Source organism: Bradyrhizobium brasilense (assembly GCF_029714345.1).
GTDB lineage: Bacteria > Pseudomonadota > Alphaproteobacteria > Rhizobiales > Xanthobacteraceae > Bradyrhizobium > Bradyrhizobium australafricanum.
The window spans coordinates 2,771,172-2,790,021 of the sequence record NZ_CP121669.1; the positions used below are offsets into that span (position 1 = coordinate 2,771,172).

Here is an 18,850-nt window from a genome sequence, read left to right on the forward strand (position 1 = left end):
ATCGCGCGGACCAGGGAAGCCGGTTCCCGTCACCACAGACCAAGGATTGCCACAATTGCTGCAATCCTGTTCAGCACCGGTTCACAGAGGTAGCATTTCATTCGTTACGACAACTCTCGAGAAGAAAAGGGACGACCACCATGGCACGCATTCTGTGGGCATTGATCGTCGGTCTGGTGTCGCTCGCCTCGCTTCCCGTGCATGCGCAGGATCAGGAAAAGCGTCTCGCACTTGTCGTCGGCAACGGCGCCTATGAGGCCGGCGCGTTGCAGACCGCCGCGAACGACGCCGGCCTGATCGCGCAGACCTTGCAGGCCGCCGGCTTCGACGTGATCGGCGCACGAGATCTCGACGGCGAGACGCTGCGCAAATCGTTCCGCGATTTCATGCAGAAGGTGCAGGAGGCGGGGCCCAATGCCGTCGCTTTCGTCTATCTCGCCGGCTACGGCGTGCAGCTCACAGGCGAGAACTATTTCGTGCCGGTCGATGCCAAGATTGCCCGCGACACCGACGTGCCGGTCGAGGCGATCCGCATCTCCGACTACAGCCATCAGCTCTCGGCGCTGCCGATCAAGGCCGGCGTGATCGTGCTCGATGCGGCGCGCAGCAATCCCTTCGCCAAGGAGGGCCAGCCGCTGGCCGGCGGTCTTGCGCTGGTCGATCCCGATCCGAAGATGCTGATCGGCTTCAATTCGGCGCCCGGCACCGTTGCCCCTGACGGTGCGCCGCCCTACGGGCCTTACGCGCAAGCGCTGGCGGAAATGATCCGCACCGGCGGCCTGACCCTGCCCGAGGTGTTCGACCGCGTCCGCCTGCGCGTCAACGAGATGACCAAGGGCGCCGAGATCCCGTGGGATGCGCACAAGGTCGACGCGCCCTTCATGTTCTTCGAGCGCAAGCCGGACGCGCCGCCGCAGCAGGTCGATGCCGGGCTGCGCACCAAGCCGATCCGCGATTTCTCGGCGCAGGATGCCTACGCCGCGGCGCTGGAGCGCGACACGCTGCAGGGCTACGAGGATTACCTCCAGGCCTATCCGAACGATCCCCTGGCCAAGCGCGTGCGCGCGATCGTGGCGGCGCGGCGCGAGGCCATCACCTGGCGGCGCAGCTACAATGCCGACACGCCTGATGCGTATTGGTCGTATCTGCGGCGTTATTCACGCGGGCCGCATGCCTACGACGCAAGGCGCCGGCTCACCTATCTGTCGGCCGCGCTCGAGCCGCCGCCGCAGTTCACGGTGCTCGACTATGACGTGCCGCCGCCGCCGCCCGACGAGGTCGTCTATGTCGACCGTCCGGTGCTGTACTACAGCGATCCGGTGTTCGACTTCGCGCCGCCTCCGCCGCCGCCGGTGGTCTTCCTGCCGCCGCCGCCGCCGGACTTCGTCGTGCTGCCGCCACCGCCGCCGCCGATCGGCCTGTACGTGCTGCCGACGCCGACGTTCGTGGCGATGCCGGCCTATGTCGCCGCACCGGCCTATGTCGTGCCGCCGCAGAACAACATCGTGTTCAACAACATCCACAACACCACTGTCATCAACACCGTCATCAACAATCCCAACCCGACGCCGGCGCAGCTCCATGCGGCCGGGGTGACGGCGGCGATGGGCGGCGCGCCGGTGACGGCGGCACCGCGACTGCCGGCCGCGGCGATGCAGCGCGCCAATCTGCCGGGCGCTCCGCAAGGCGTGACGCCCGCGCAAGGTGCGGCGATGGGAGCTCCGCGCGCCGCACCGAACGCTGCCGCGGCACCGAATGCTGCTGCCACTCCGAATGCTGCCGCCGCTCCGAATGCGATGGGCGCGCCGGGCACACCGGGTGCGCATACCCTGCCGGGCGCGAAAAATGGACCGCCGCTGCCGCAGTCGGCGACCGCACCGGCCAATGCCATGCAGCATGGCGCTGTGCCGCCGGGAGCCGCACAACCCGGCGCCGCGCAACCGGGGGCAAAGCCGAATACGGTGGTGCCGGGCAAGCCGGCGACTGCCATGGCGCCTGCCAATGCGCAGCCTGCTCCTCCGGCCAAGCCCGGTGTCGCGCCGGCGACAAACGCGCCCGCCTCACCCGCGGCCGCCGGCAAGCCAGGTGCGCAACCGCTCCCGCATGCGGCGACCGCTCCGACCGCAAACGTGAAGCCCTCGGCGGCGCCGTCACCGGCGAACCGCGCGATGTCGACACGGTCGACGCCGGCCGCGCGCCCGGCACCCGCGCGCGCGGCAGTGTCGCCAGCACCGGTCTCCCGGCCCGCGCCGGCGCATGCGGCAGCTCCGCCAGTCCATGCCGTAGCTCCGCCAGTGCGGGCTGCGGCTCCGCCGCCGCGGCCGGTTGCCCCGCCACCTCGTGCTGCGGCTTTGCCGCCGCGTCCGGCGCCGGCACCGGCTCCGCGCGCCGCGCCGCCGCCACGGCCGGCGATGCAGGTGCAACACGCAGCGCCGCCACCGCGGATGGCGGCGCCGCCAAGGCCCGCGGCCGCGCCACGGGCGGCGCCGGCATGTCCTCCCGGCAAGTGCAAACATTGAGGGAAGCAAGGGAGCCGGTCGAACTCTTCACCGGCTCCTGATGTCGAGGATGTTCCTGCGGCGGTCTAGCGCTTCGCCGCGAGGTCGGCGATCGCCTTCATCACGGCGTTGCGGATGCCGGGATCGTAGAGGATGTGGCCGGCGCCATCGATGATGCGGACCTCGCTGCCCGGCCAGCGCGCGGCGAGCGCGTGCGATGTTGCGGGCGGGCACAACAGATCGTAGCGGCCCTGCACCAGGATGCCGGGAATGCCGGCGAGCCTGCCGGCCTCGTCCATCAATTGACGCGGCCGCATGAAGCAATTGTTGGCGAAGTAGTGCGCCTCCATGAACGGCGTCGAGGGCAGGGCGCCCGAGGCCTTGAGGTCGAGCCGCGTCTGCTTCGGCGTGTGCTCCGACAACGCGCGTTCGGTGTCGTGCCAGGCGCGCGCGGCCGGCGCATGCACGGCGGCGTCGGGATCGAGGATGCGGCGATAATAGGCCGCAAGCGGTGCTGCGCGCTCGCTCTCGGGCAGGAAGTTGAGGAAGTCCTCATGGAGGGCGGGATAGAAGCGCGGCAAGGCGCGCAGGAAAACGTCGTCCAATTCCTCCGCTGTGCCGAGAAACGTCGCGCGGAGCACCAGCCCGCTGACCCGCTCAGGGTGGGCCTGCGCATAAGCCAGCGCCAGCGTCGCGCCCCAGGAGCCGCCGACCACCATCCAGCGCGCGAAGCCGAAGCGATCGCGGATCTTCTCCATATCCGCGATCAGGTGCTGCGTCGTGTTATTGTCGCGGCTGCCCTTCGGCCGGCTGCGGCCGCAGCCGCGCTGGTCGAACAGCACGGCGTGAAAGCGCTCGGGATCGAACAGCCGGCGATGATCGGGCTGACAGCCGCTGCCGGGGCCGCCATGCAGATAGACCGCGGGAATGCCGCCCTCGCGCCCGACGCTCTCGACATGGAGATCGTGACCATCGCCGACGTCGAGCCATTCCGACGTCAGCGGCGCAAAGGGATCGGCACGCCTCGCGGCCTTGCCGACGTCGGCGTCAGGCGCCATTGCGCTTGTCCTGGGATTCGTTCCGGGGTTCGTCCGTCTCCAGCGTGCCGCCGGCGAAGTTGCGATACAGGAAACGGTTCTGCGTGCCGGCGGATTCCCGCTCGGCCTGCTTGAAGATCTCCTCGTGTCGCGGCGACAGCGCGCAGGCCGGGTCGGTGTTGCCGGCATCGCCGGTCAGCGCAAAGGCCTGGCAGCGGCAGCCGCCGTAATCGACCTCGCGGAATTCGCAAGACTTGCACGGCTCCGGCATCCAGCCGGTGCCGCGATAGCGGTTGAAGGCCTCCGAGTTCTGCCAGATCCAGGCGATCGAATGGTTCGAGCGCACCGATTCGAATTCGAGCCCGGTGATGCTTTCGGCGGCGTGGCACGGCAGCACCTTGCCGGCCGGCGAGATGTTGAAGAACTGGCGGCCCCAGCCGCCCATGCATTTCTTCGGCCGCAGCGCGTAGTAATCCGGCACTACATAGTCGATCGCAAGCGTGCCCTTCAGGCGCATTTGGGCTTCCTCGACGATGCGGCTGGTCTCCTCGATCTGCTCGATCGTCGGCATCAGCGCCGCACGGTTCTTCAGCGCCCAGCCGTAATACTGCACGTTGGCGACCTCGAGCCGGTCGGCGTCGAGGTCGACGGCCATCTGGATGATGTCGGGCAGCTGGTGCAGGTTCTGCCGGTGCATCACCGCATTCACCGTGAGCGGCAATTCGAGCTCGCGCGTCCATTTCGCGACCTCGAGCTTCTTCTTGTGCGCGTCCTTCAGCCCTGCCACGCGGTCGGCGACGTTGGGCTCGTTGCCCTGAAAACTGATCTGCACATGGCTGAGGCCGGCGTCGGCCAGCGCCGAAAGCTTGTCCCTGGTCAGCAGCACGGCCGAGGTGATCAGGTTGGAATACAGCCCGACATCGGTCGCGTGCTGCACCAGCTCGACGATGTCCTTGCGCGCGGTCGGCTCGCCGCCGGAGAAGTGGATCTGCAGCACGCCGAGCTCGGCAAGCTCGCTCAGCACCTTCTTCCATTCCTCGGTGGTGAGCTCGGTCGAGCCGCGGTCGAGCTCGACCGGGTTCGAGCAGTAGGGGCATTGCAGCGGGCAGCGATGGGTGATCTCGAGCAGCACCGCAAGGGGAATGCCGTGGGTCTCGGCCGCCGAGCGGCGGCTCTCCAGCACGGCGAGCCCATCACTTGGGGCTGCGCTCGGGCCCGGCGCTGTCGTCTTGTTGTCGGCGAGCGTGTCACTCATGCTGTGCTCTCGCGCGCTTCGGTGAGAAAACCCTTGTCGGCCAGATCCTGCAGCATCGCGACCACGTCGGTCGCGATCGCCTCGCGTGGGGCGGCGTATTTTTCCGCGAGCTGGTCCACCATCTCGGCGACGCTGCGCATGCCGTCACACAGCTGCAGCACCTCGACCGCGATGTCGTCCGGCGCCAGCACGCGCTCGGGCGCCAGGATCACCCAGACCTGCCGCGTCTCGTCGAATTTCAGCTTGGTATGGCGCGGCAGTTTCGGCCGGCTGGTCTCGCTGACGCTGATGTTGCGGCTGGCCATGATGTTGTCTCTAACCTGTCTTCGGCACGAAGGCGCCGGGCGGAATTTGGCCGTCGACATACGCATGATACAGCGCGTCGAGCTGCACCCACAGCACGTTGGTCTTGAAGATCAGCGCGTTGCAGACCGCTTCGCGCTCCGCGGGCGTCTTGGCGTGCTGCTTGACGTATTCAAGCGCGAAGCCGGCGTCGCGCGGCGCCTGGGTGAGGCGGCGGCTGAAATAGCTCATGATGTCGGGGTTGACGAAGTCGTAGTGCTTCAGCATCCCCGAGATGCGCTCCTCGTGCAGGTTCGGCGCGAACAATTCGGTGAGCGAGGAGGCGATCGCCTCCAGCGGCGTGCGATCGCGGCAGAAATGCACATAGGCTTCGACGGCGAAGCGCGTCGCCGGCAGAATGCCTTCGGTGGACTCCACATAGGCCGTGTCGAGGCCGAGGCCTTCGGTCAGCTTCAGCCAGCGCTCGATGCCGCCCTCATTGCCGAGATCGCCGTCGTGATCCTCGATGCGGTGACGCCATTCGATCCTTGTGTTGCGGTCGCGGAAGCGCGAGATCACCATCGCGTCCTTCAGCGGGATCGTGCTCTGGTAATAATAGCGGTTCAGCGCCCAGGCCTGGACCTGGCCCTTGTTGAGCTTGCCGCCGTGCAGCAGGCGGTGGAACGGGTGCAGGCTGTGATAGCGCGTGGCACCGATCGTGCGCAGCGTCGCCTCCATCTCCTCGGCACTGTCGAGCGTGATGCCCTTGCCGATCGAGAGCGCGGTCATTCCGGTGGTAGGCACGACATTCACAGCACGATCTCCGTTCCGTCGGAGGGAATCTGCCAGCCCGCCTGTTCGGCCGCCTTGCGTTCGGCCGAGGTCCCAAGCAGCGCCGGGTTGGAGTTGTTGATATGCAAAAACACTTTTCGTCCGATGTCGAGCCCGGCGAGGCTTTCGATCGCACCCTGATCGCCCGACATCGCGATATGGCCCATGCCCTGGCCGGTCTTGTTGCCAAGGCCCGCCGCGATCAGTTCGTCGTCGCGCCACACCGTGCCGTCGAAAAACACCAGCGGGGCGCCCTTGAGCCGTGATTTCAGGTCGTCAGTCACCCGTGCGCAGGCGGCCAGGAAATAGAAATATTTGCCGCTGCGCCTGTCCGCAATACGCAGGCCGAGCGTATCGCCGACGCCGTCGGCGCCCGCCGGATGCGCCTTGCCCTCGAGATACCACGCGCCCTTGCCGGGAACCTCGAACGGCAGCACCTCGAGCCCGGACGGCGATCCGTCGGGGAGGGCCGGTTCGAAGGCCTGGTCGACCGCGATCGGCCGGCGGTCGACGTTCTTGTCGCTGAGCACGTTGAAGATGCTGTTCGCGCGCAGGATCGCGAGCACCCGCTCATGCGCGTAGATCGTGAACGGCGATCCCTCACGCATCGACAATAGCCCGGCGACCGCGTCGATCTCGCCATTGGTGAGGATGACGCCCGCGATCGGGCTGTGGCGCAGTGCGCCGTGCTTCGGATGCAGCTGCGGCGTGGCAATCAACTGCTGGCGCAGATCCGGGGAGGCATTGACCAGGAACCAGTGCACGCCATCGCCGCTGACGGCGATCGAGGCTTGCGTGCTCTGCAGTTCGGGATGGTCGCTTCGCGCCGTCCTGCAGACGGCACAGCCGCAGTTCCACTGCGGAACGCCGCCACCCGCTGCGGCACCCAGGACGACGACACGAAGCATGATCCGTCCCCTGGAGAAGCTTGGCCTGGAGAAGTTTGTTGGACCCAGAAACGTTACGAGGTGGACTCCGGATTTGAAACACACTCCCTTGCTCGGGAGCGCGTTACGCCCGGATGTCCACCTGCGCTAAAACGCTAAACGTGTAGAGGGCGCTGCCGCTTACTTGCGGGTTGCGCACATATACATGTTGATTTCCATGCCGACCGACACTTCAACGATCTTCGGTGCTTTCCAGGCCATTTGGCTCTCCTTGTTGCAACCGGACGAACTTTCCGCCCTGCAGAGTAAACTACTGTGGTTGGAAAAGTTCGCCAGTTAAATTTTCTGTAAGGTGCCGCCTCGAGGGGCATGCTGCACTGCGGCAAGCAAACCTTACCCACTCACAAATTTGTGCGCGCGTTTCCCGTCAAAAGCCCGTGGCATCAGACCTTTTTCCTGTTGTTCGCCACACGGTGAATGGTGATGTTGGAATAAGTAAACAGCAGCCCCGCGGTCCTCCGAAGGTCCCGGTGACGATCCGTGCTTCCCCGCGACGGGAGGCGACTAACCGAGCCGAGTTCAGCCGATGCCACGCTATTTCTTCAACACCCGTATCGGCGACGAGCTGATCTCCGATCCCGACGGCGAAATCCTGCGGGACCCCGATCGTGCGTGGGAAATGGCGCGCGCGATGATTCGCGAACTGCTCAAGACTGAGGGCGCCGATGGCGCGCTGCTTAGCGCCGTGATCGAGGTGACCGACGACGAGGGCGAGGTCGTGCTGGAGTTTCCATTCACCGAGGCGATTCTCGATCGCCCGGACCGCTCGATGACAAGGCACTGACGCGCGCTGGCCCGCCGCGCGGCCACAACCATGCGTTGGCCGACGCCAGCATGTTTCCGATTGCAATTGTCCGGACAAATTCGCAAGACTATGAACGGAAAGCCGAACCGCGCCGGGCGACGTCAATGGCGCAACCAACAACGGCTTCCACCCAGGGGAGATCTTCATGAAAAAACACTCGTTCGCACCGCGCAGCTTGCTGCTCGCGGGGGCCATGCTCGGGGCGTTCACGCTCTCTGCTGCAGCGCAACAGCCGGCCGCGCCGGCGGCAGGTGCCGCCCCCGCCGCCCAGCCGCTGCCGCCGGGCTCGCCCTTGATCGGGCGACCGGACAATGAAGCCGCCGCCAAGCTCGCGCCGGTGGCGCCGCCGCCGCTGCCGTCCGCACCCGACAAGCTGCCGCTCGCCAAACTCAAGGCGCCGGCCGGCTTCAATGTCGAGGTCTATGCGGCCGGCATGGCCAACGCGCGCTCGCTGGCGCTCGGCGACAAGGGCACGGTGTTCGTCGGCAGCCGCCTCGTCGACAAGGTCTATGCGATCGTCAACAAGGACGGCAAGCGCTCGGTCAAGGTGATCGCCTCCGGCCTCTATCGTCCGAACGGCGTCGCCTTCAAGGACGGCACGCTCTACATCGCCGAGCTCTCGAAGGTCTCCAAGATCGACAAGATCGAGGACAATCTGGATAACCCGCCGAAGCCCACCGTCGTCTACGACAAGCTGCCGAAGGACGAGGCGCATGGCTGGAAGTTCATCGCCGTCGGTCCCGACAACAAGCTTTATGTTCCGGTCGGACAGCCCGGCAACAACGTGCTGCATGACGCCGACCACGGCCAGATCCGCCGCATGAATCTCGATGGCTCCGGCGCCGAGGTCTACGCGCTCGGCGTGCGCAACACGGTCGGCTTCGACTGGAATCCCGAGAACAAGCAGATGTACTTCACCGACAACGGCCGCGACTGGCTGTCGGAGACGGTGCCGGAAGACGAGCTCAACCGCATCACCAAGGCGGGCGAGGATTTCGGCGCGCCGTACTGCTACCAGGGCAACATCATCGACCAGGAGCTCGGCTGGGGCAAGAACTGCAAGGACTACACCGCGCCGGCCGGCCTGATGGGCCCGCATACCGCGTCGCTCGGCATGCGCTTCTACACCGGCAGCATGTTCCCGAAGAGCTACAAGAACGTGATCTTCGTCGCGCGTCACGGCTCCTGGAACAAGTCGCAGAAGCAGGGTGGTGACGTGGTCGCCGTCAGGCTGAACAAGGACGGCACCGTGAAGTCGATGGAGCCGTTCCTGACCGGCTTCCTCGAGGACAACAAGTATGTCGGCCGCCCGGTCGACGTGATGCTGCTGAAGGACGGCTCGCTGCTGGTCTCCGACGACTGGAACGGCGCGGTCTATCGCGTCAGCTACGGCAAGCCGAAAGTCGCCAATCAGTAAGTTGAAGTAGCTCAGTCACCGTCATTGCGAGCGAAGCGAAGCAATCCATTCTGCCCTCGCGGCGATATGGATTGCTTCGTCGCTTCAGCGCAAAATTGCCTTGCAATTTTGTCGCGAACTCCTCGCAATGACGGAACATGCCAGGAGAGGCCAATGCACAAAACGATCATTGCGGTCCTGGCACTCGCCTCCGTCGCCGTATCCGCGAATGCCGAGACCATCCAGGAGCGCGCCGCGGCGTGCTTTGCCTGCCATGGCGAGCATGGCACGTCGGAGACCGAGAACACGCCGTCGCTCGGCGGCCAGACGGCGCCCTATGCGCTGATCCAGCTCTTCATGTTCCGCGAGAAGCTGCGGGTGTTCGACCCCATGAACGAGATGGCGAAGCCGCTGACCGACGACGATTTGCGCAGCTTCTCCGATTTCATCGCGACCTTGCCGAAGCCCACGCCGCCCGCTGACGCCAGCGATCCGGCCCGGATGGCGCGCGGCCAGGCGCTGGCGCAGCAGAACCGCTGCAACAGCTGCCACAACACCGATTTCTCCGGCAAGGAGAATGTCCCGCGCATCGCCAACCAGCGCGAGGACTACCTCGCCAAGACGCTGGCCGAATACAAGGACAATAGCCGCCATGGCTATGACGCCACCATGGCCGACGTGATGCAAACGGTCACCAAGGAGCAGATCGGCGACCTTGCCTATTACATTGCGCACGTCCGCTGAAACATCGGGCGGCGGACCGCTGGCCATGTTCTTCGCGCGGCGCTAAAACGCAGCGTCACACGGAGTTGCACATGCAGGATATTTGGCGTCTGTCGGCGGCCGAGCTCGCCAGCCTCATCAAATCGAAGAAGGTGTCGGCGAAGGAGGCGGCGGAGGCCGGGCTCGCCCGGCTCGACGCGGTCAACCCAAAGCTCAACGCGGTGGTCGATCACCGGCCGGACGACGTGCTGGCGCAGGCCGCCAAGGTCGATGCGGCCATTGCGCGCGGCGAGGCGGTCGGGCCGCTCGCCGGCGTGCCAATCACCATCAAAGTCAATGTCGACCAGGAGGGCTACGCCACCACCAACGGGCTGAAGGCGCAGCGCGACGTCATCGCCAAGGTCGACAATCCGGTGGTCGCCAATCTGCGCAAGGCCGGCGCAGTGCTGCTCGGCCGCACCAATTGTCCGGCGGTCTCCTATCGCTGGTTCACCACCAACCTCATTCACGGCGACACCAAGAACCCGCGCGACCCCGGCATCACCCCTGGCGGCTCGTCCGGCGGCGCGGGCTCCGCGGTCGCGGCCGGCATCGGCCACATCGCGCACGGCACCGATATTGCCGGCTCGGTGCGCTATCCGGCCTATGCCTGCGGCGTGCACGGCCTGCGGCCGAGCATGGGCCGCATCCCGGCCTTCAATTCGGCTTTGCCGGAGCGGCCGATCGGCCCGCAGATCAGCGCGGTGTCGGGCCCGCTGGCGCGCACCGTCAACGATCTGCGCATCTCGCTCGCGGCGATGTCGGCGCCGGACTATCGCGACCCCTGGTATGCGCCGGTGCCGCTCGAGGGACCGCCGCGCGAGAAGCGCGTTGCGATGTGCCTCAATCCGGATGGTCTCGATCCTGTGCCGGAAGTGGTCGCCGCGGTGGCCGATGCCGGCAAGCGCTTGCAGAAGGCCGGCTGGATCGTCGAGGAAATCGCAAACACGCCGTCCTTGCGCGAGGCGGCCGAGATCCAGACCCGGCTCTGGCTCGGCGACGGTTACGAGGCCCAGCTTGCCTTCGCCGAGCGCGAGGGCGATCCCGGCGCACTGGCCTGCCTGCGCGGCGTCCGCTCCAAAGTGCATCCGTTCGACCTGTCGCAGGCGCTGACCCGCCGCGCCACGCTGACGCGCGAATGGTTCGCCTTCTTCGAGAAATATCCGGTGCTGCTGATGCCGGTGTCCGGCGAACTGCCGTTCCCCGACCATCTCGACCGCAAGGACGAGGCGTCGTTCGCGCGGGTGTGGCACGCGCAGCTGCCGCAGATTGCGATCCCGTTCATGGGGCTTCCCGGGCTCGTGGTCTCCACCGGTCTCGTGGGACGGATCCCGGTCGGCGTGCAACTGGTGGCCGGACGCTACCGCGAGGATCTCTGCCTTGCCGCTGGTGAAGCGATCGAGGCCGGTGGCACGCCGTCGTCTCCGATCGATCCGGTCAGTTGAGATGGCGACCGTTTACGATTTCACCGCCAAGTCGCTCGCCGGCGACGACGTGCCGCTGCAGCGGTTCGAGGGCCAGGTGCTGCTGATCGTGAACACGGCGAGCGCCTGCGGGTTCACGCCGCAATACAAGGGCCTGCAGGAGCTGCACGCCGGCCTCTCGGCGCGCGGCTTTGCCGTGCTCGGCTTCCCCTGCAACCAGTTCGGCGCGCAGGAGCCGGGCGATGCGAAGCAGATCGCCGCGTTCTGCGAGACCAACTACGCCGTGACGTTTCCGATGTTCGCCAAGATCGACGTCAATGGCTCAGGCGCGCATCCATTGTACGAACACCTGAAACGTGAGAAGTCGGGCCTGCTCGGGCCCGCGATCAAATGGAACTTCACCAAGTTCCTGGTCGATCGCGCCGGCAAGGTCGTGGCGCGGCATGCGCCGACCGCCCGGCCCGAAGGATTGAGGAAGGATATCGAGGCGCTGCTATGAGCGACGACAACGACACCAACGACCAATTCCCCGACCGCCTCTCGGTCGATCCGAACAGCCCGTACTACAATGCGGATATTCTCGCCCGCGATGTCGGCATCCGATTCAAGGGGGCCGAGAAGACCAATGTCGAGGAGTACTGCATCAGCGAAGGCTGGGTCCGCGTCACCGCTGGTAATGCCAAGGACCGTTACGGCAATCCGCTGACCATCAAGGTGCACGGGCCGGTCGAGCCGTATTTCCGGGATAAGACGAAGTCCTGAAGCCGCTTCCTCTGCCGTCATTGCGAGCGAAGCGAAGCAATCCATTCCTACGCTTGTTGTTGAGGCATGGATTGCTTCGTCGCTTCGCTCCTCGCAATGACGCTGAGGAGAGAAGCGGGCACCCAACATAGAAAGCCCCCCATGTCCGTCCGTATCGTCGACGTCCGCGAGGTGACCAAGCCGATCTCCTCGCCGATCCGCAATGCCTATATCGACTTCACCAAGATGACCTCGAGCCTGGTGGCCGTGGTCACCGACGTGGTGCGCGACGGCAAGCGGGTGGTCGGTTACGGCTTCAATTCCAACGGCCGTTACGGGCAGGGCGGTCTGATCCGCGAGCGCTTTGCGCCGCGCCTCAAGGAAGCCGATCCGAAATCGCTGCTCGATGCCGATGGCGGCAATCTCGATCCGGACAAGGTCTGGTCGACGCTGATGTCGAACGAGAAGCCGGGCGGCCATGGCGAGCGCTCGGTCGCGGTCGGCACCATCGACATGGCGGTGTGGGACGCGGTGGCGAAGATCGCGGGCAAGCCGCTGTTCCGGCTGCTCGCCGAGCGCCACGGGCTATCAGCCAATCCGCGCGTGTTCGTCTACGCCGCCGGCGGCTATTACTATCCCGGCAAGGACCTCGGCGCGCTGCGCAAGGAGATGCGCGGCTATCTCGATCGCGGCTATAACGTCGTGAAGATGAAGATCGGCGGCGCGCCGCTTGCCGAGGACCGCGAGCGCATCGAGGCGGTGCTGAAGGAGATTGGCAGCGCGGCGCAGCTTGCGGTCGACGCCAACGGCCGCTTCGATCTGGAAACCGCGATCGCCTACGCCAAGATGCTGCGCGAGTATCCGCTGTTCTGGTACGAGGAGGCCGGCGACCCGCTCGACTACGCGCTGCAGGCCGCGCTGGCCGAGTTCTATCCCGGCTCGATGGCGACAGGCGAGAACCTGTTCAGTCACCAGGATGCGCGGAACCTGATCCGCTACGGCGGCATGCGGCCGGACCGCGACTGGCTGCAATTCGATTGCGCGCTCTCCTACGGGCTCTGCGAGTATCAGCGGACGCTCGAGATGCTGAAGACCCACGGCTGGTCGCCGAGCCGCTGCATCCCGCATGGCGGCCACCAGATGTCGCTCAACATCGCGGCCGGCCTCGGCCTCGGCGGCAATGAGAGCTACCCCGACCTGTTCCAGCCCTATGGCGGGTTCCCGGATGGCGTGCGCGTCGAGGGTGGCCACATCGTGATGCCCGACCTTCCCGGCATCGGCTTCGAGGGCAAATCCGATCTCTACAAGGAGATGAAGGCGCTGGCGGACTAAGTCCGGCCAGCGACTGCCGATCCGCCGGGCGCGGGGTGGGTCAGGGCTTGCTCGCAAAATATTGTGAGCGTTGCTCAAGAAATTATTGAACGTTGCTCATTTCTGGATATACTCATGAGAACAGGGCGTCTTTGTCCCGGATGATCGGGAGCAGGCGCGAAAACCGGCCGTGAGGATAGCCGCATGCCATATTCAGCCAAGGATCTCCGGGACGCCGCCAATGCCGGAGCGATCAGCCCGGCCGATCTGGAACGGTTGCTCGCTTTCCTGGCGAGCAGCGCCGGGCAGGGGCCGGCGGGCGATGTTAGTCCCGCCGCCAAATTCGATGCCGCGCATGTGCTCTGGTACGCCGGCGCGCTCATCGTGATCGGTGCCATGGGCCTGTTCTCGACCCTGGCCTTCACCCAGATGGGCGGCCGGGCGCTCACGGCCTGCGCGATCGCCTATGCGGTCGGGTTCAGCGTGGCGGGTCACCACCTCTGGCACGACAAGAATTTGCGGGTTCCCGGCGGCCTGCTGATCGCGATCGCGGTCTCGATGGCGCCGCTCGCGGTCTACGGCATCCAGGACGAGCTTGGCTGGTGGGGCAAGTTCGGCAAGCCGGGAACCGTGCAGGACTTCTACGTCTGGGTGAAGGGCAGCTGGATCTTCATGGAGATCGCGACCGTCGCCGCCGGCATCGTCGCGCTGCGCTACTACCGCTTCGCCTTCATCGTCGCGATCATCTCGGTCGCGCTGTGGTTCATGTCGATGGACCTGGCGCCGTGGTTCAGCGGCATGGCTCACGCCGATTTCGAGATGCGCCGCAGGGTGTCGATCTGGTTCGGGCTTGCCGTGCTCGCGGTGGCCTGGATCGTGGACTATCGCAGCCGCAACGGCGACTTTGCGTTCTGGCTGCATCTGTTCGGCCTGATGGCGTTCTGGGGCGGAATTAGCGCGTCCGAAGGCTCAACCGAATTGAGCAAGGCAGTGTACTGCCTGCTCAATGTCGGCCTGATCGTGATCGCCGTGATCCTGATGCGGCGCGCCTATGCGGTGTTCGGCGCGTTCGGCATCTGCCTCTATCTCGGCCATCTCGCCGACGTCGTGTTCAAGGACTCGCTGTGGTTTCCGTTCTCGCTGTCGCTGATCGGCATTGCCGTGATCGCCGCAGGCCTGCTCTACCATCGCAACGAGCGTGCGATCACTGGCTGGATCGATGCGCATCTGCCGGCGGGGTTGCGGCCGCGATCCGCAACCGCATGACCACGACGTCCTGATCGTTTTAGAACCGCTACAATCTGGAATCGCTACAAGAAGAGCGGCGCGCAAGCGCCGCTCTTCGTTTCCGGGCGCAAATCCGGAAGCCGACAGAAACCATTCGCATCCTTGACTTTTCCAACCCTGCGCTCGCCGCGAGGTGTATCCGCGTCCATTCGTCGCGATTTTATTCCGTCGTCACGCAAAAATTTTCTCGCGCCCGTCGTCTGGACGCACAGCGCCTCACCTCACTAGAGGACGGCGCATCGCCTTCAGCGAAGGCGAGAATTGCTTGGGGACGACGTCATGACATCAAGATCACAAGCCCATCGTCGCACTGTCTCGCTTGCGCTGCTCACGGCGAGCTATCTCGCGCTGAGCGTTCCGCTCGCTACATCTGCCGCACAGGCGCAATCGGCGCCGTCGCAGGCCGGCGCCTCGTCGCTGCCGCCGGTGACAGTCACCCCGCCGGCCACGCAACGCCGCCGCAGCGCGCCGTCGACATCGCGTAGCACCGCCGCAGCACGAGGCCGCCGCACCCAGACGGCACGGCGGATCGCGCCCGCGGCGGCGGCAAAACCCTTCGCGGAATCGCAGGACGCCCGCACCGGCACATCGGGCTATTTCGCCAACAGTACGTCGGTTGCGACCAGGACCAACACCGCGATCGTCAACATCCCGCAATCGCTCAACGTGATCACGCGGGAGCAGATCCGCGACCAGAACTACCAGGGCCTCACCGATGTCACCCGCTATGTCCCCGGCGTTGCCGTGCACCAGGGCGAGGGCAATCGCGACGAACTCGTGATCCGCGGCGTCGATTCCAGCGCCAACTTCTTCGTCAACGGCTTTCGTGACGACGTGCAGTATTTCCGCGACATGTACAATGCCCAGAGCATCGAGGTGTTGAGGGGGCCGAGCGCGCTGACCTTCGGCCGCGGCGCCGGTGGCGGCCTGCTCAACCGCACGCTGAAGGAAGCCGACGGCAACCGCGTCTACGAGGCGACGGCGCAGACCGGCTCGTGGGGCGATCGCCGCGTCAGCCTCGATGCCGGACAGGCGATCAACGACAACGTCGCAGCAAGGCTCAACGTGTTCTACGAGGGCGCCGACGCCTTCCGTGATTTCAATCATCTGGAGCGCTACGGCATCAATCCAACGGTAACGCTGAAGCCCGACGACAACACCAAAATCAAACTGAGCTACGAGTACTTTCACGACGAGCGCACCGCCGATCGCGGCAATCCCTCGCAGGGGCTGCCGGGCGGCGCGACCCGCTTCAACCCGACCACGCCGTTCGCGCCGAACGGCGACTTCTCGACCTTCTTCGGCAGCCCTAGCCTGAACACCGCGCAGGCGACGGTGCAGACCGGCATGGCCATTATCGAGCACGATTTCGAGAACGGGCTGACGGTGCGCAACGGCACCATGGCCGCCGACTACCAGAAGTTCTATCAGAACGTCTATCCGACCGGCGGCCCGCTCGCCGGCGCGGTCAATCCCGCCGACACCGCGGTGAACCTCGGCGCCTACCAGCACACGACGAACCGCGACAATGTCTTCAACCAGACCGATTTCACCTACAAGACCTGGACCGGGCCGCTGTTCCACACGGTCGGCTTCGGTACCGAGTTCGGCCGGCAGACCGGCGTCGACATCCGCAACACCGGCGTGTTCCCCAACGGCACCAACACCATCGTGCAGAACCCGTTCGCGCCGACCTATTTCGGCCCGGTGACGTTTCTTCACCATTTCACGGGCACCAACAGCGACGGCGTCACCACGCCCGATTCGAACAGCCGCTACGCGTTGAACATCCAGTCCGGCTATCTCAGGGACACCATCGAGATTTCGCGCGCCGTGCAGATCATCGCCGGCGCGCGGTTCGATCGCTACGACATGTCGGCCACCGACATGAACACCAACATCAATCGCAATCGCGTCGACAATCTGGTGTCGCCGCAGGGCGCCCTGATCATCAAGCCGATCGATTCGATGTCGGTCTATACCGCCTACAGCGTCTCCTTCCTGCCGGCCTCGGGCGACCAGTTCAGCGCGCTGAACGACGGCACTCTGATCCTGCAGCCGCAGCGCTTCGAGAATGTCGAGCTCGGCATGAAGTGGAACATCAATCCGAAGCTGCTGTTCTCGACCGCGGTCTACAATCTGAACCGCACCAACCAGCCGATCGCCGACGGCAACAATCCCGGCTTCTTCTTCCCCTCCGGCAGCACGCTCACGCGAGGCGTCGAGGCAAGCCTGACCGGCTATGTCACCGCGCAGTGGCAGTCGTCGCTGGCCTATGCCTACACCGACGCGAAGATCACCGGCGCGACCTCGGCGACCGTCGTGCCCGGCAACCGCGTCCAGCTGGTGCCGTACAATCAGTTTGCCTGGTGGAACAAGTATCAGTTCACGCCGATGTGGGCCGCCGCGCTCGGCGTGATCTATTTCGGCGATTCCTTCGCCTCATCCGACGACACGGTGCGGCTGCCGGGCTTCGTGCGCTTCGATGCGGCGATCTATGCCAAGATCGACGAGACCTGGAGCGCCCAGCTCAATATCGAGAACATCTTCGACAAGGGCTATTGGGCGTCGGCTGACGGCAACAACAACATCTCGCCGGGGCAGGGCCGCACGGTAAGGCTGATGGCGCGGGCGAGGTTTTAGGCGGCGGCCATGATGCTGGGACGTCATTGCTGTCGCCCCGTCATCCTGAGGAGCCGCCAAGCGGCGTCTCGAAGGATCGACGGCCACCGGCCGGGCCGTGCATCCTACGAGGCTCGCTCCGCTCGCACCTCAGCGGTCTCCCGTCCGTTACCGCACCGGACACTCTATCCGATCCAGTGCCTCCTGACTTACAAGGATGACGGTGTTGGAATGCGAGCGCTCCCAGTCGTCGTTGCAATGACGTGGATAGAGCGGCGTCCTACCCCAACCGCATGTCCAGCAGCCGCCGGCCTTCGCCCTTCAGGAGCTTCTTCACCGCGCTCGAGGCGATCACCTCGCCGTTGTTGGCGTAGGCCTCGTGGTTCTTCTCGATGTCGTCGAGGCGGTAGAGGTAGTTGACCATGATGCCGGCGGATTCGCGCAGGCCCTTGGGCGAGAGATCGCCGAGCCAGTTGATCCGCTCCAAGCGTGCGCCGTTGCCGAGATGGAAGCGCGCGACCGAATCGATCAACCGTCCCTTCGGGGTGCGCGCCTTCAGGAAATAGTACGCGGCAAGCGGCTCCAGCACGGCGCGCAGCTGGGTCGCGAGCTCGGCGTTCTCGAACCAGTCGGGCTTGCCGAGGCTTTCCAGCAGCTGGCGGTCCTCCTCTGTGAGCGGCACGTCGTCGGCCTGCTTGACCCACTGCATGAAGCCCGGCACCGGCGACAGCGTCACGAAGTTGTCGAGCTTCGGCAATTCGCGGCGCAGCTCCTCGACCACCTGCTTGATCAGGAAGCTGCCGAAGGAGATGCCGCCAAGGCCGCGCTGGGTGTTGGAGATTGAATAGAACACCGCGGTGCGGGCGCGCTCGACCGGCACCGGCTCGCGCTCTTCGGCCAGCAGCGGCGCGATTGCGCCCGGGATGGCTTCCGTGAGCGCGACCTCGACGAAGATCAGCGGCTCGTCGGCCAGCGCCGGATGGAAGAAGGCGTAACAGCGGCGATCGATCGGATCGATGCGGCGGCGCAGATCGTCCCAATCGCGGATCTCGTGCACGGCCTCATAACGGATGATCTTCTCCAGAATATTGGCCGGAGACGACCAGTCTATCCTGCGCAGCACGAGGAATCCCCTGTTGAACCAGGACGAGAGCAGATGCACCACGTCGCGATCGAGCGCGGCAAGGTCCTTGTTGCCCTTCATCAATGAAAGCAGATCCGAGCGGATCGACACCAGCTCGCCGGTGCCGCCGGGCGCGCGATTGAGCCGGCGGATCAATTCCTGGCGGCGCGGCTCGGAGGCGAAATGCAGGTCGCTGGCATCGTCGCCATTGGCTTTGGCGCGCCAGCTTTCGATCGCCTGCGCCAGCTTGGCGTGATCGGGGCCGAAATCGCGGGCCAGCGTCTGGAAGAACGACAGCCGCCCGGCGGCATCGAGATGGTGGTAGCGGTCGAGCACTTCGCGCGCCATCGCGGTGCCGGAGGCTTCGCCGCGGCCGGACAGCAGCGCCTCGCACAATTCCAGCAGTTCGGACGCATCCTGCTTGTCGTTGGCCGGGCTGGCGCGGCCGAGCAGGACGCGGCCGCGTTCGGAAATCGTCGAGAGCAGGTCGGAGAAGAAGGCATTGGCCATGAGCAGGTCGTATCCAGCA

The 18,850-nt window shown here is 65.5% G+C and carries 17 protein-coding genes; 10 read left to right on the plus strand and 7 right to left on the minus strand.

All coding sequences use genetic code 11. The features are described from left to right. The first annotated feature begins 140 nt into the window (after positions 1–140). Positions 141–2,519 carry a caspase family protein gene (locus QA635_RS12745; RefSeq protein ID WP_283069428.1) on the plus strand — a complete coding sequence of 793 codons (2,379 nt, stop codon included), beginning with the start codon at positions 141–143 and terminating at the stop codon, positions 2,517–2,519. Between the two features lie 65 nt (positions 2,520–2,584). Here QA635_RS12745 and pip read toward each other — a convergent pair whose 3' ends face one another. The 6 genes from pip to pqqA all read right to left on the minus strand — a co-directional run bounded on the left by pip (position 2,585) and on the right by pqqA (position 7,051). Continuing rightward, a complete protein-coding gene (gene pip, locus QA635_RS12750) occupies positions 2,585–3,556 on the minus strand; it encodes a prolyl aminopeptidase (RefSeq protein WP_283069430.1) in 972 nt (323 codons plus the stop codon). Beyond that, the gene (gene pqqE / locus QA635_RS12755; RefSeq protein WP_283069431.1) at positions 3,546–4,790 is read right to left on the minus strand and encodes a pyrroloquinoline quinone biosynthesis protein PqqE; all 1,245 of its coding nucleotides are present in this window, start codon (positions 4,788–4,790) and stop codon (positions 3,546–3,548) included. Before pqqE ends, pip begins: the two co-directional genes overlap by 11 nt. Then, positions 4,787–5,095, minus strand: a complete 309-nt coding sequence (gene pqqD / locus QA635_RS12760) for a pyrroloquinoline quinone biosynthesis peptide chaperone PqqD (RefSeq protein ID WP_283069433.1) — start codon at positions 5,093–5,095, stop codon at positions 4,787–4,789. Before pqqD ends, pqqE begins: the two co-directional genes overlap by 4 nt. 10 nt (positions 5,096–5,105) lie before the next feature. Next, a complete protein-coding gene (gene pqqC / locus QA635_RS12765) occupies positions 5,106–5,861 on the minus strand; it encodes a pyrroloquinoline-quinone synthase PqqC (protein ID WP_283071614.1) in 756 nt (251 codons plus the stop codon). Between the two features lie 20 nt (positions 5,862–5,881). After that, positions 5,882–6,811, minus strand: coding sequence for a pyrroloquinoline quinone biosynthesis protein PqqB (pqqB, locus tag QA635_RS12770; protein ID WP_076823970.1), 930 nt, complete (start codon positions 6,809–6,811; stop codon positions 5,882–5,884). A 159-nt stretch (positions 6,812–6,970) separates the two neighbouring features. After that, positions 6,971–7,051: a pyrroloquinoline quinone precursor peptide PqqA gene (pqqA, locus tag QA635_RS12775; protein ID WP_035635412.1), complete on the minus strand. Its 81-nt coding sequence runs from the start codon at positions 7,049–7,051 to the stop codon at positions 6,971–6,973. A gap of 325 nt (positions 7,052–7,376) precedes the next feature. Here pqqA and QA635_RS12780 point away from each other — a divergent pair, with 325 nt between their 5' ends. The 9 genes from QA635_RS12780 to QA635_RS12820 all read left to right on the plus strand — a co-directional run bounded on the left by QA635_RS12780 (position 7,377) and on the right by QA635_RS12820 (position 17,219). Then, complete coding sequence (locus QA635_RS12780) at positions 7,377–7,634, plus strand: DUF6894 family protein (protein ID WP_028332662.1); 258 nt, start codon at positions 7,377–7,379, stop codon at positions 7,632–7,634. Positions 7,635–7,800: 166 nt separating this feature from the next. Then, positions 7,801–9,072: a PQQ-dependent sugar dehydrogenase gene (locus QA635_RS12785; protein WP_283069435.1), complete on the plus strand. Its 1,272-nt coding sequence runs from the start codon at positions 7,801–7,803 to the stop codon at positions 9,070–9,072. A 153-nt stretch (positions 9,073–9,225) separates the two neighbouring features. Next, complete coding sequence (locus QA635_RS12790) at positions 9,226–9,795, plus strand: c-type cytochrome (RefSeq protein WP_283069438.1); 570 nt, start codon at positions 9,226–9,228, stop codon at positions 9,793–9,795. Positions 9,796–9,866: 71 nt separating this feature from the next. After that, positions 9,867–11,258, plus strand: coding sequence for an amidase family protein (locus tag QA635_RS12795; RefSeq protein WP_283069440.1), 1,392 nt, complete (start codon positions 9,867–9,869; stop codon positions 11,256–11,258). A 1-nt stretch (position 11,259) separates the two neighbouring features. Next, the gene (locus tag QA635_RS12800) at positions 11,260–11,736 is read left to right on the plus strand and encodes a glutathione peroxidase (RefSeq protein ID WP_168856944.1); all 477 of its coding nucleotides are present in this window, start codon (positions 11,260–11,262) and stop codon (positions 11,734–11,736) included. Further along, on the plus strand, positions 11,733–11,999 hold the full coding sequence (locus QA635_RS12805; protein WP_283069442.1) for a DUF3297 family protein: 267 nt from the start codon (positions 11,733–11,735) through the stop codon (positions 11,997–11,999). The genes QA635_RS12800 and QA635_RS12805 overlap by 4 nt, the downstream gene beginning before the upstream one ends. 141 nt (positions 12,000–12,140) lie before the next feature. Continuing rightward, positions 12,141–13,310 (plus strand): mandelate racemase/muconate lactonizing enzyme family protein, encoded by a 1,170-nt coding sequence (locus tag QA635_RS12810; RefSeq protein WP_283069444.1) that lies wholly within the window; start codon positions 12,141–12,143, stop codon positions 13,308–13,310. Positions 13,311–13,493: 183 nt separating this feature from the next. Next, positions 13,494–14,555 (plus strand): hypothetical protein, encoded by a 1,062-nt coding sequence (locus QA635_RS12815; RefSeq protein ID WP_283069446.1) that lies wholly within the window; start codon positions 13,494–13,496, stop codon positions 14,553–14,555. A gap of 300 nt (positions 14,556–14,855) precedes the next feature. Continuing rightward, the gene (locus QA635_RS12820; protein ID WP_283069447.1) at positions 14,856–17,219 is read left to right on the plus strand and encodes a TonB-dependent receptor; all 2,364 of its coding nucleotides are present in this window, start codon (positions 14,856–14,858) and stop codon (positions 17,217–17,219) included. Positions 17,220–17,478: 259 nt separating this feature from the next. On the opposite strand, the gene QA635_RS12825 is transcribed toward QA635_RS12820, so the two are convergent. Continuing rightward, positions 17,479–18,831: a malonyl-CoA decarboxylase gene (locus QA635_RS12825; RefSeq protein ID WP_057014905.1), complete on the minus strand. Its 1,353-nt coding sequence runs from the start codon at positions 18,829–18,831 to the stop codon at positions 17,479–17,481. Positions 18,832–18,850: the final 19 nt, after the last annotated feature.

Bases quoted from the DNA above. Each gene is read 5' to 3' on its own strand.
- QA635_RS12745 (WP_283069428.1), top strand. From the start codon at position 141: ATGGCACGCATTCTGTGGGCATTGATCGTCGGTCTGGTGTCGCTCGCC.
- pip (WP_283069430.1), bottom strand. From the start codon at position 3,556: ATGGCGCCTGACGCCGACGTCGGCAAGGCCGCGAGGCGTGCCGATCCC.
- pqqE (WP_283069431.1), bottom strand. From the start codon at position 4,790: ATGAGTGACACGCTCGCCGACAACAAGACGACAGCGCCGGGCCCGAGC.
- pqqD (WP_283069433.1), bottom strand. From the start codon at position 5,095: ATGGCCAGCCGCAACATCAGCGTCAGCGAGACCAGCCGGCCGAAACTG.
- pqqC (WP_283071614.1), bottom strand. From the start codon at position 5,861: ATGACCGCGCTCTCGATCGGCAAGGGCATCACGCTCGACAGTGCCGAG.
- pqqB (WP_076823970.1), bottom strand. From the start codon at position 6,811: ATGCTTCGTGTCGTCGTCCTGGGTGCCGCAGCGGGTGGCGGCGTTCCG.
- pqqA (WP_035635412.1), bottom strand. From the start codon at position 7,051: ATGGCCTGGAAAGCACCGAAGATCGTTGAAGTGTCGGTCGGCATGGAA.
- QA635_RS12780 (WP_028332662.1), top strand. From the start codon at position 7,377: ATGCCACGCTATTTCTTCAACACCCGTATCGGCGACGAGCTGATCTCC.
- QA635_RS12785 (WP_283069435.1), top strand. From the start codon at position 7,801: ATGAAAAAACACTCGTTCGCACCGCGCAGCTTGCTGCTCGCGGGGGCC.
- QA635_RS12790 (WP_283069438.1), top strand. From the start codon at position 9,226: ATGCACAAAACGATCATTGCGGTCCTGGCACTCGCCTCCGTCGCCGTA.
- QA635_RS12795 (WP_283069440.1), top strand. From the start codon at position 9,867: ATGCAGGATATTTGGCGTCTGTCGGCGGCCGAGCTCGCCAGCCTCATC.
- QA635_RS12800 (WP_168856944.1), top strand. From the start codon at position 11,260: ATGGCGACCGTTTACGATTTCACCGCCAAGTCGCTCGCCGGCGACGAC.
- QA635_RS12805 (WP_283069442.1), top strand. From the start codon at position 11,733: ATGAGCGACGACAACGACACCAACGACCAATTCCCCGACCGCCTCTCG.
- QA635_RS12810 (WP_283069444.1), top strand. From the start codon at position 12,141: ATGTCCGTCCGTATCGTCGACGTCCGCGAGGTGACCAAGCCGATCTCC.
- QA635_RS12815 (WP_283069446.1), top strand. From the start codon at position 13,494: ATGCCATATTCAGCCAAGGATCTCCGGGACGCCGCCAATGCCGGAGCG.
- QA635_RS12820 (WP_283069447.1), top strand. From the start codon at position 14,856: ATGACATCAAGATCACAAGCCCATCGTCGCACTGTCTCGCTTGCGCTG.
- QA635_RS12825 (WP_057014905.1), bottom strand. From the start codon at position 18,831: ATGGCCAATGCCTTCTTCTCCGACCTGCTCTCGACGATTTCCGAACGC.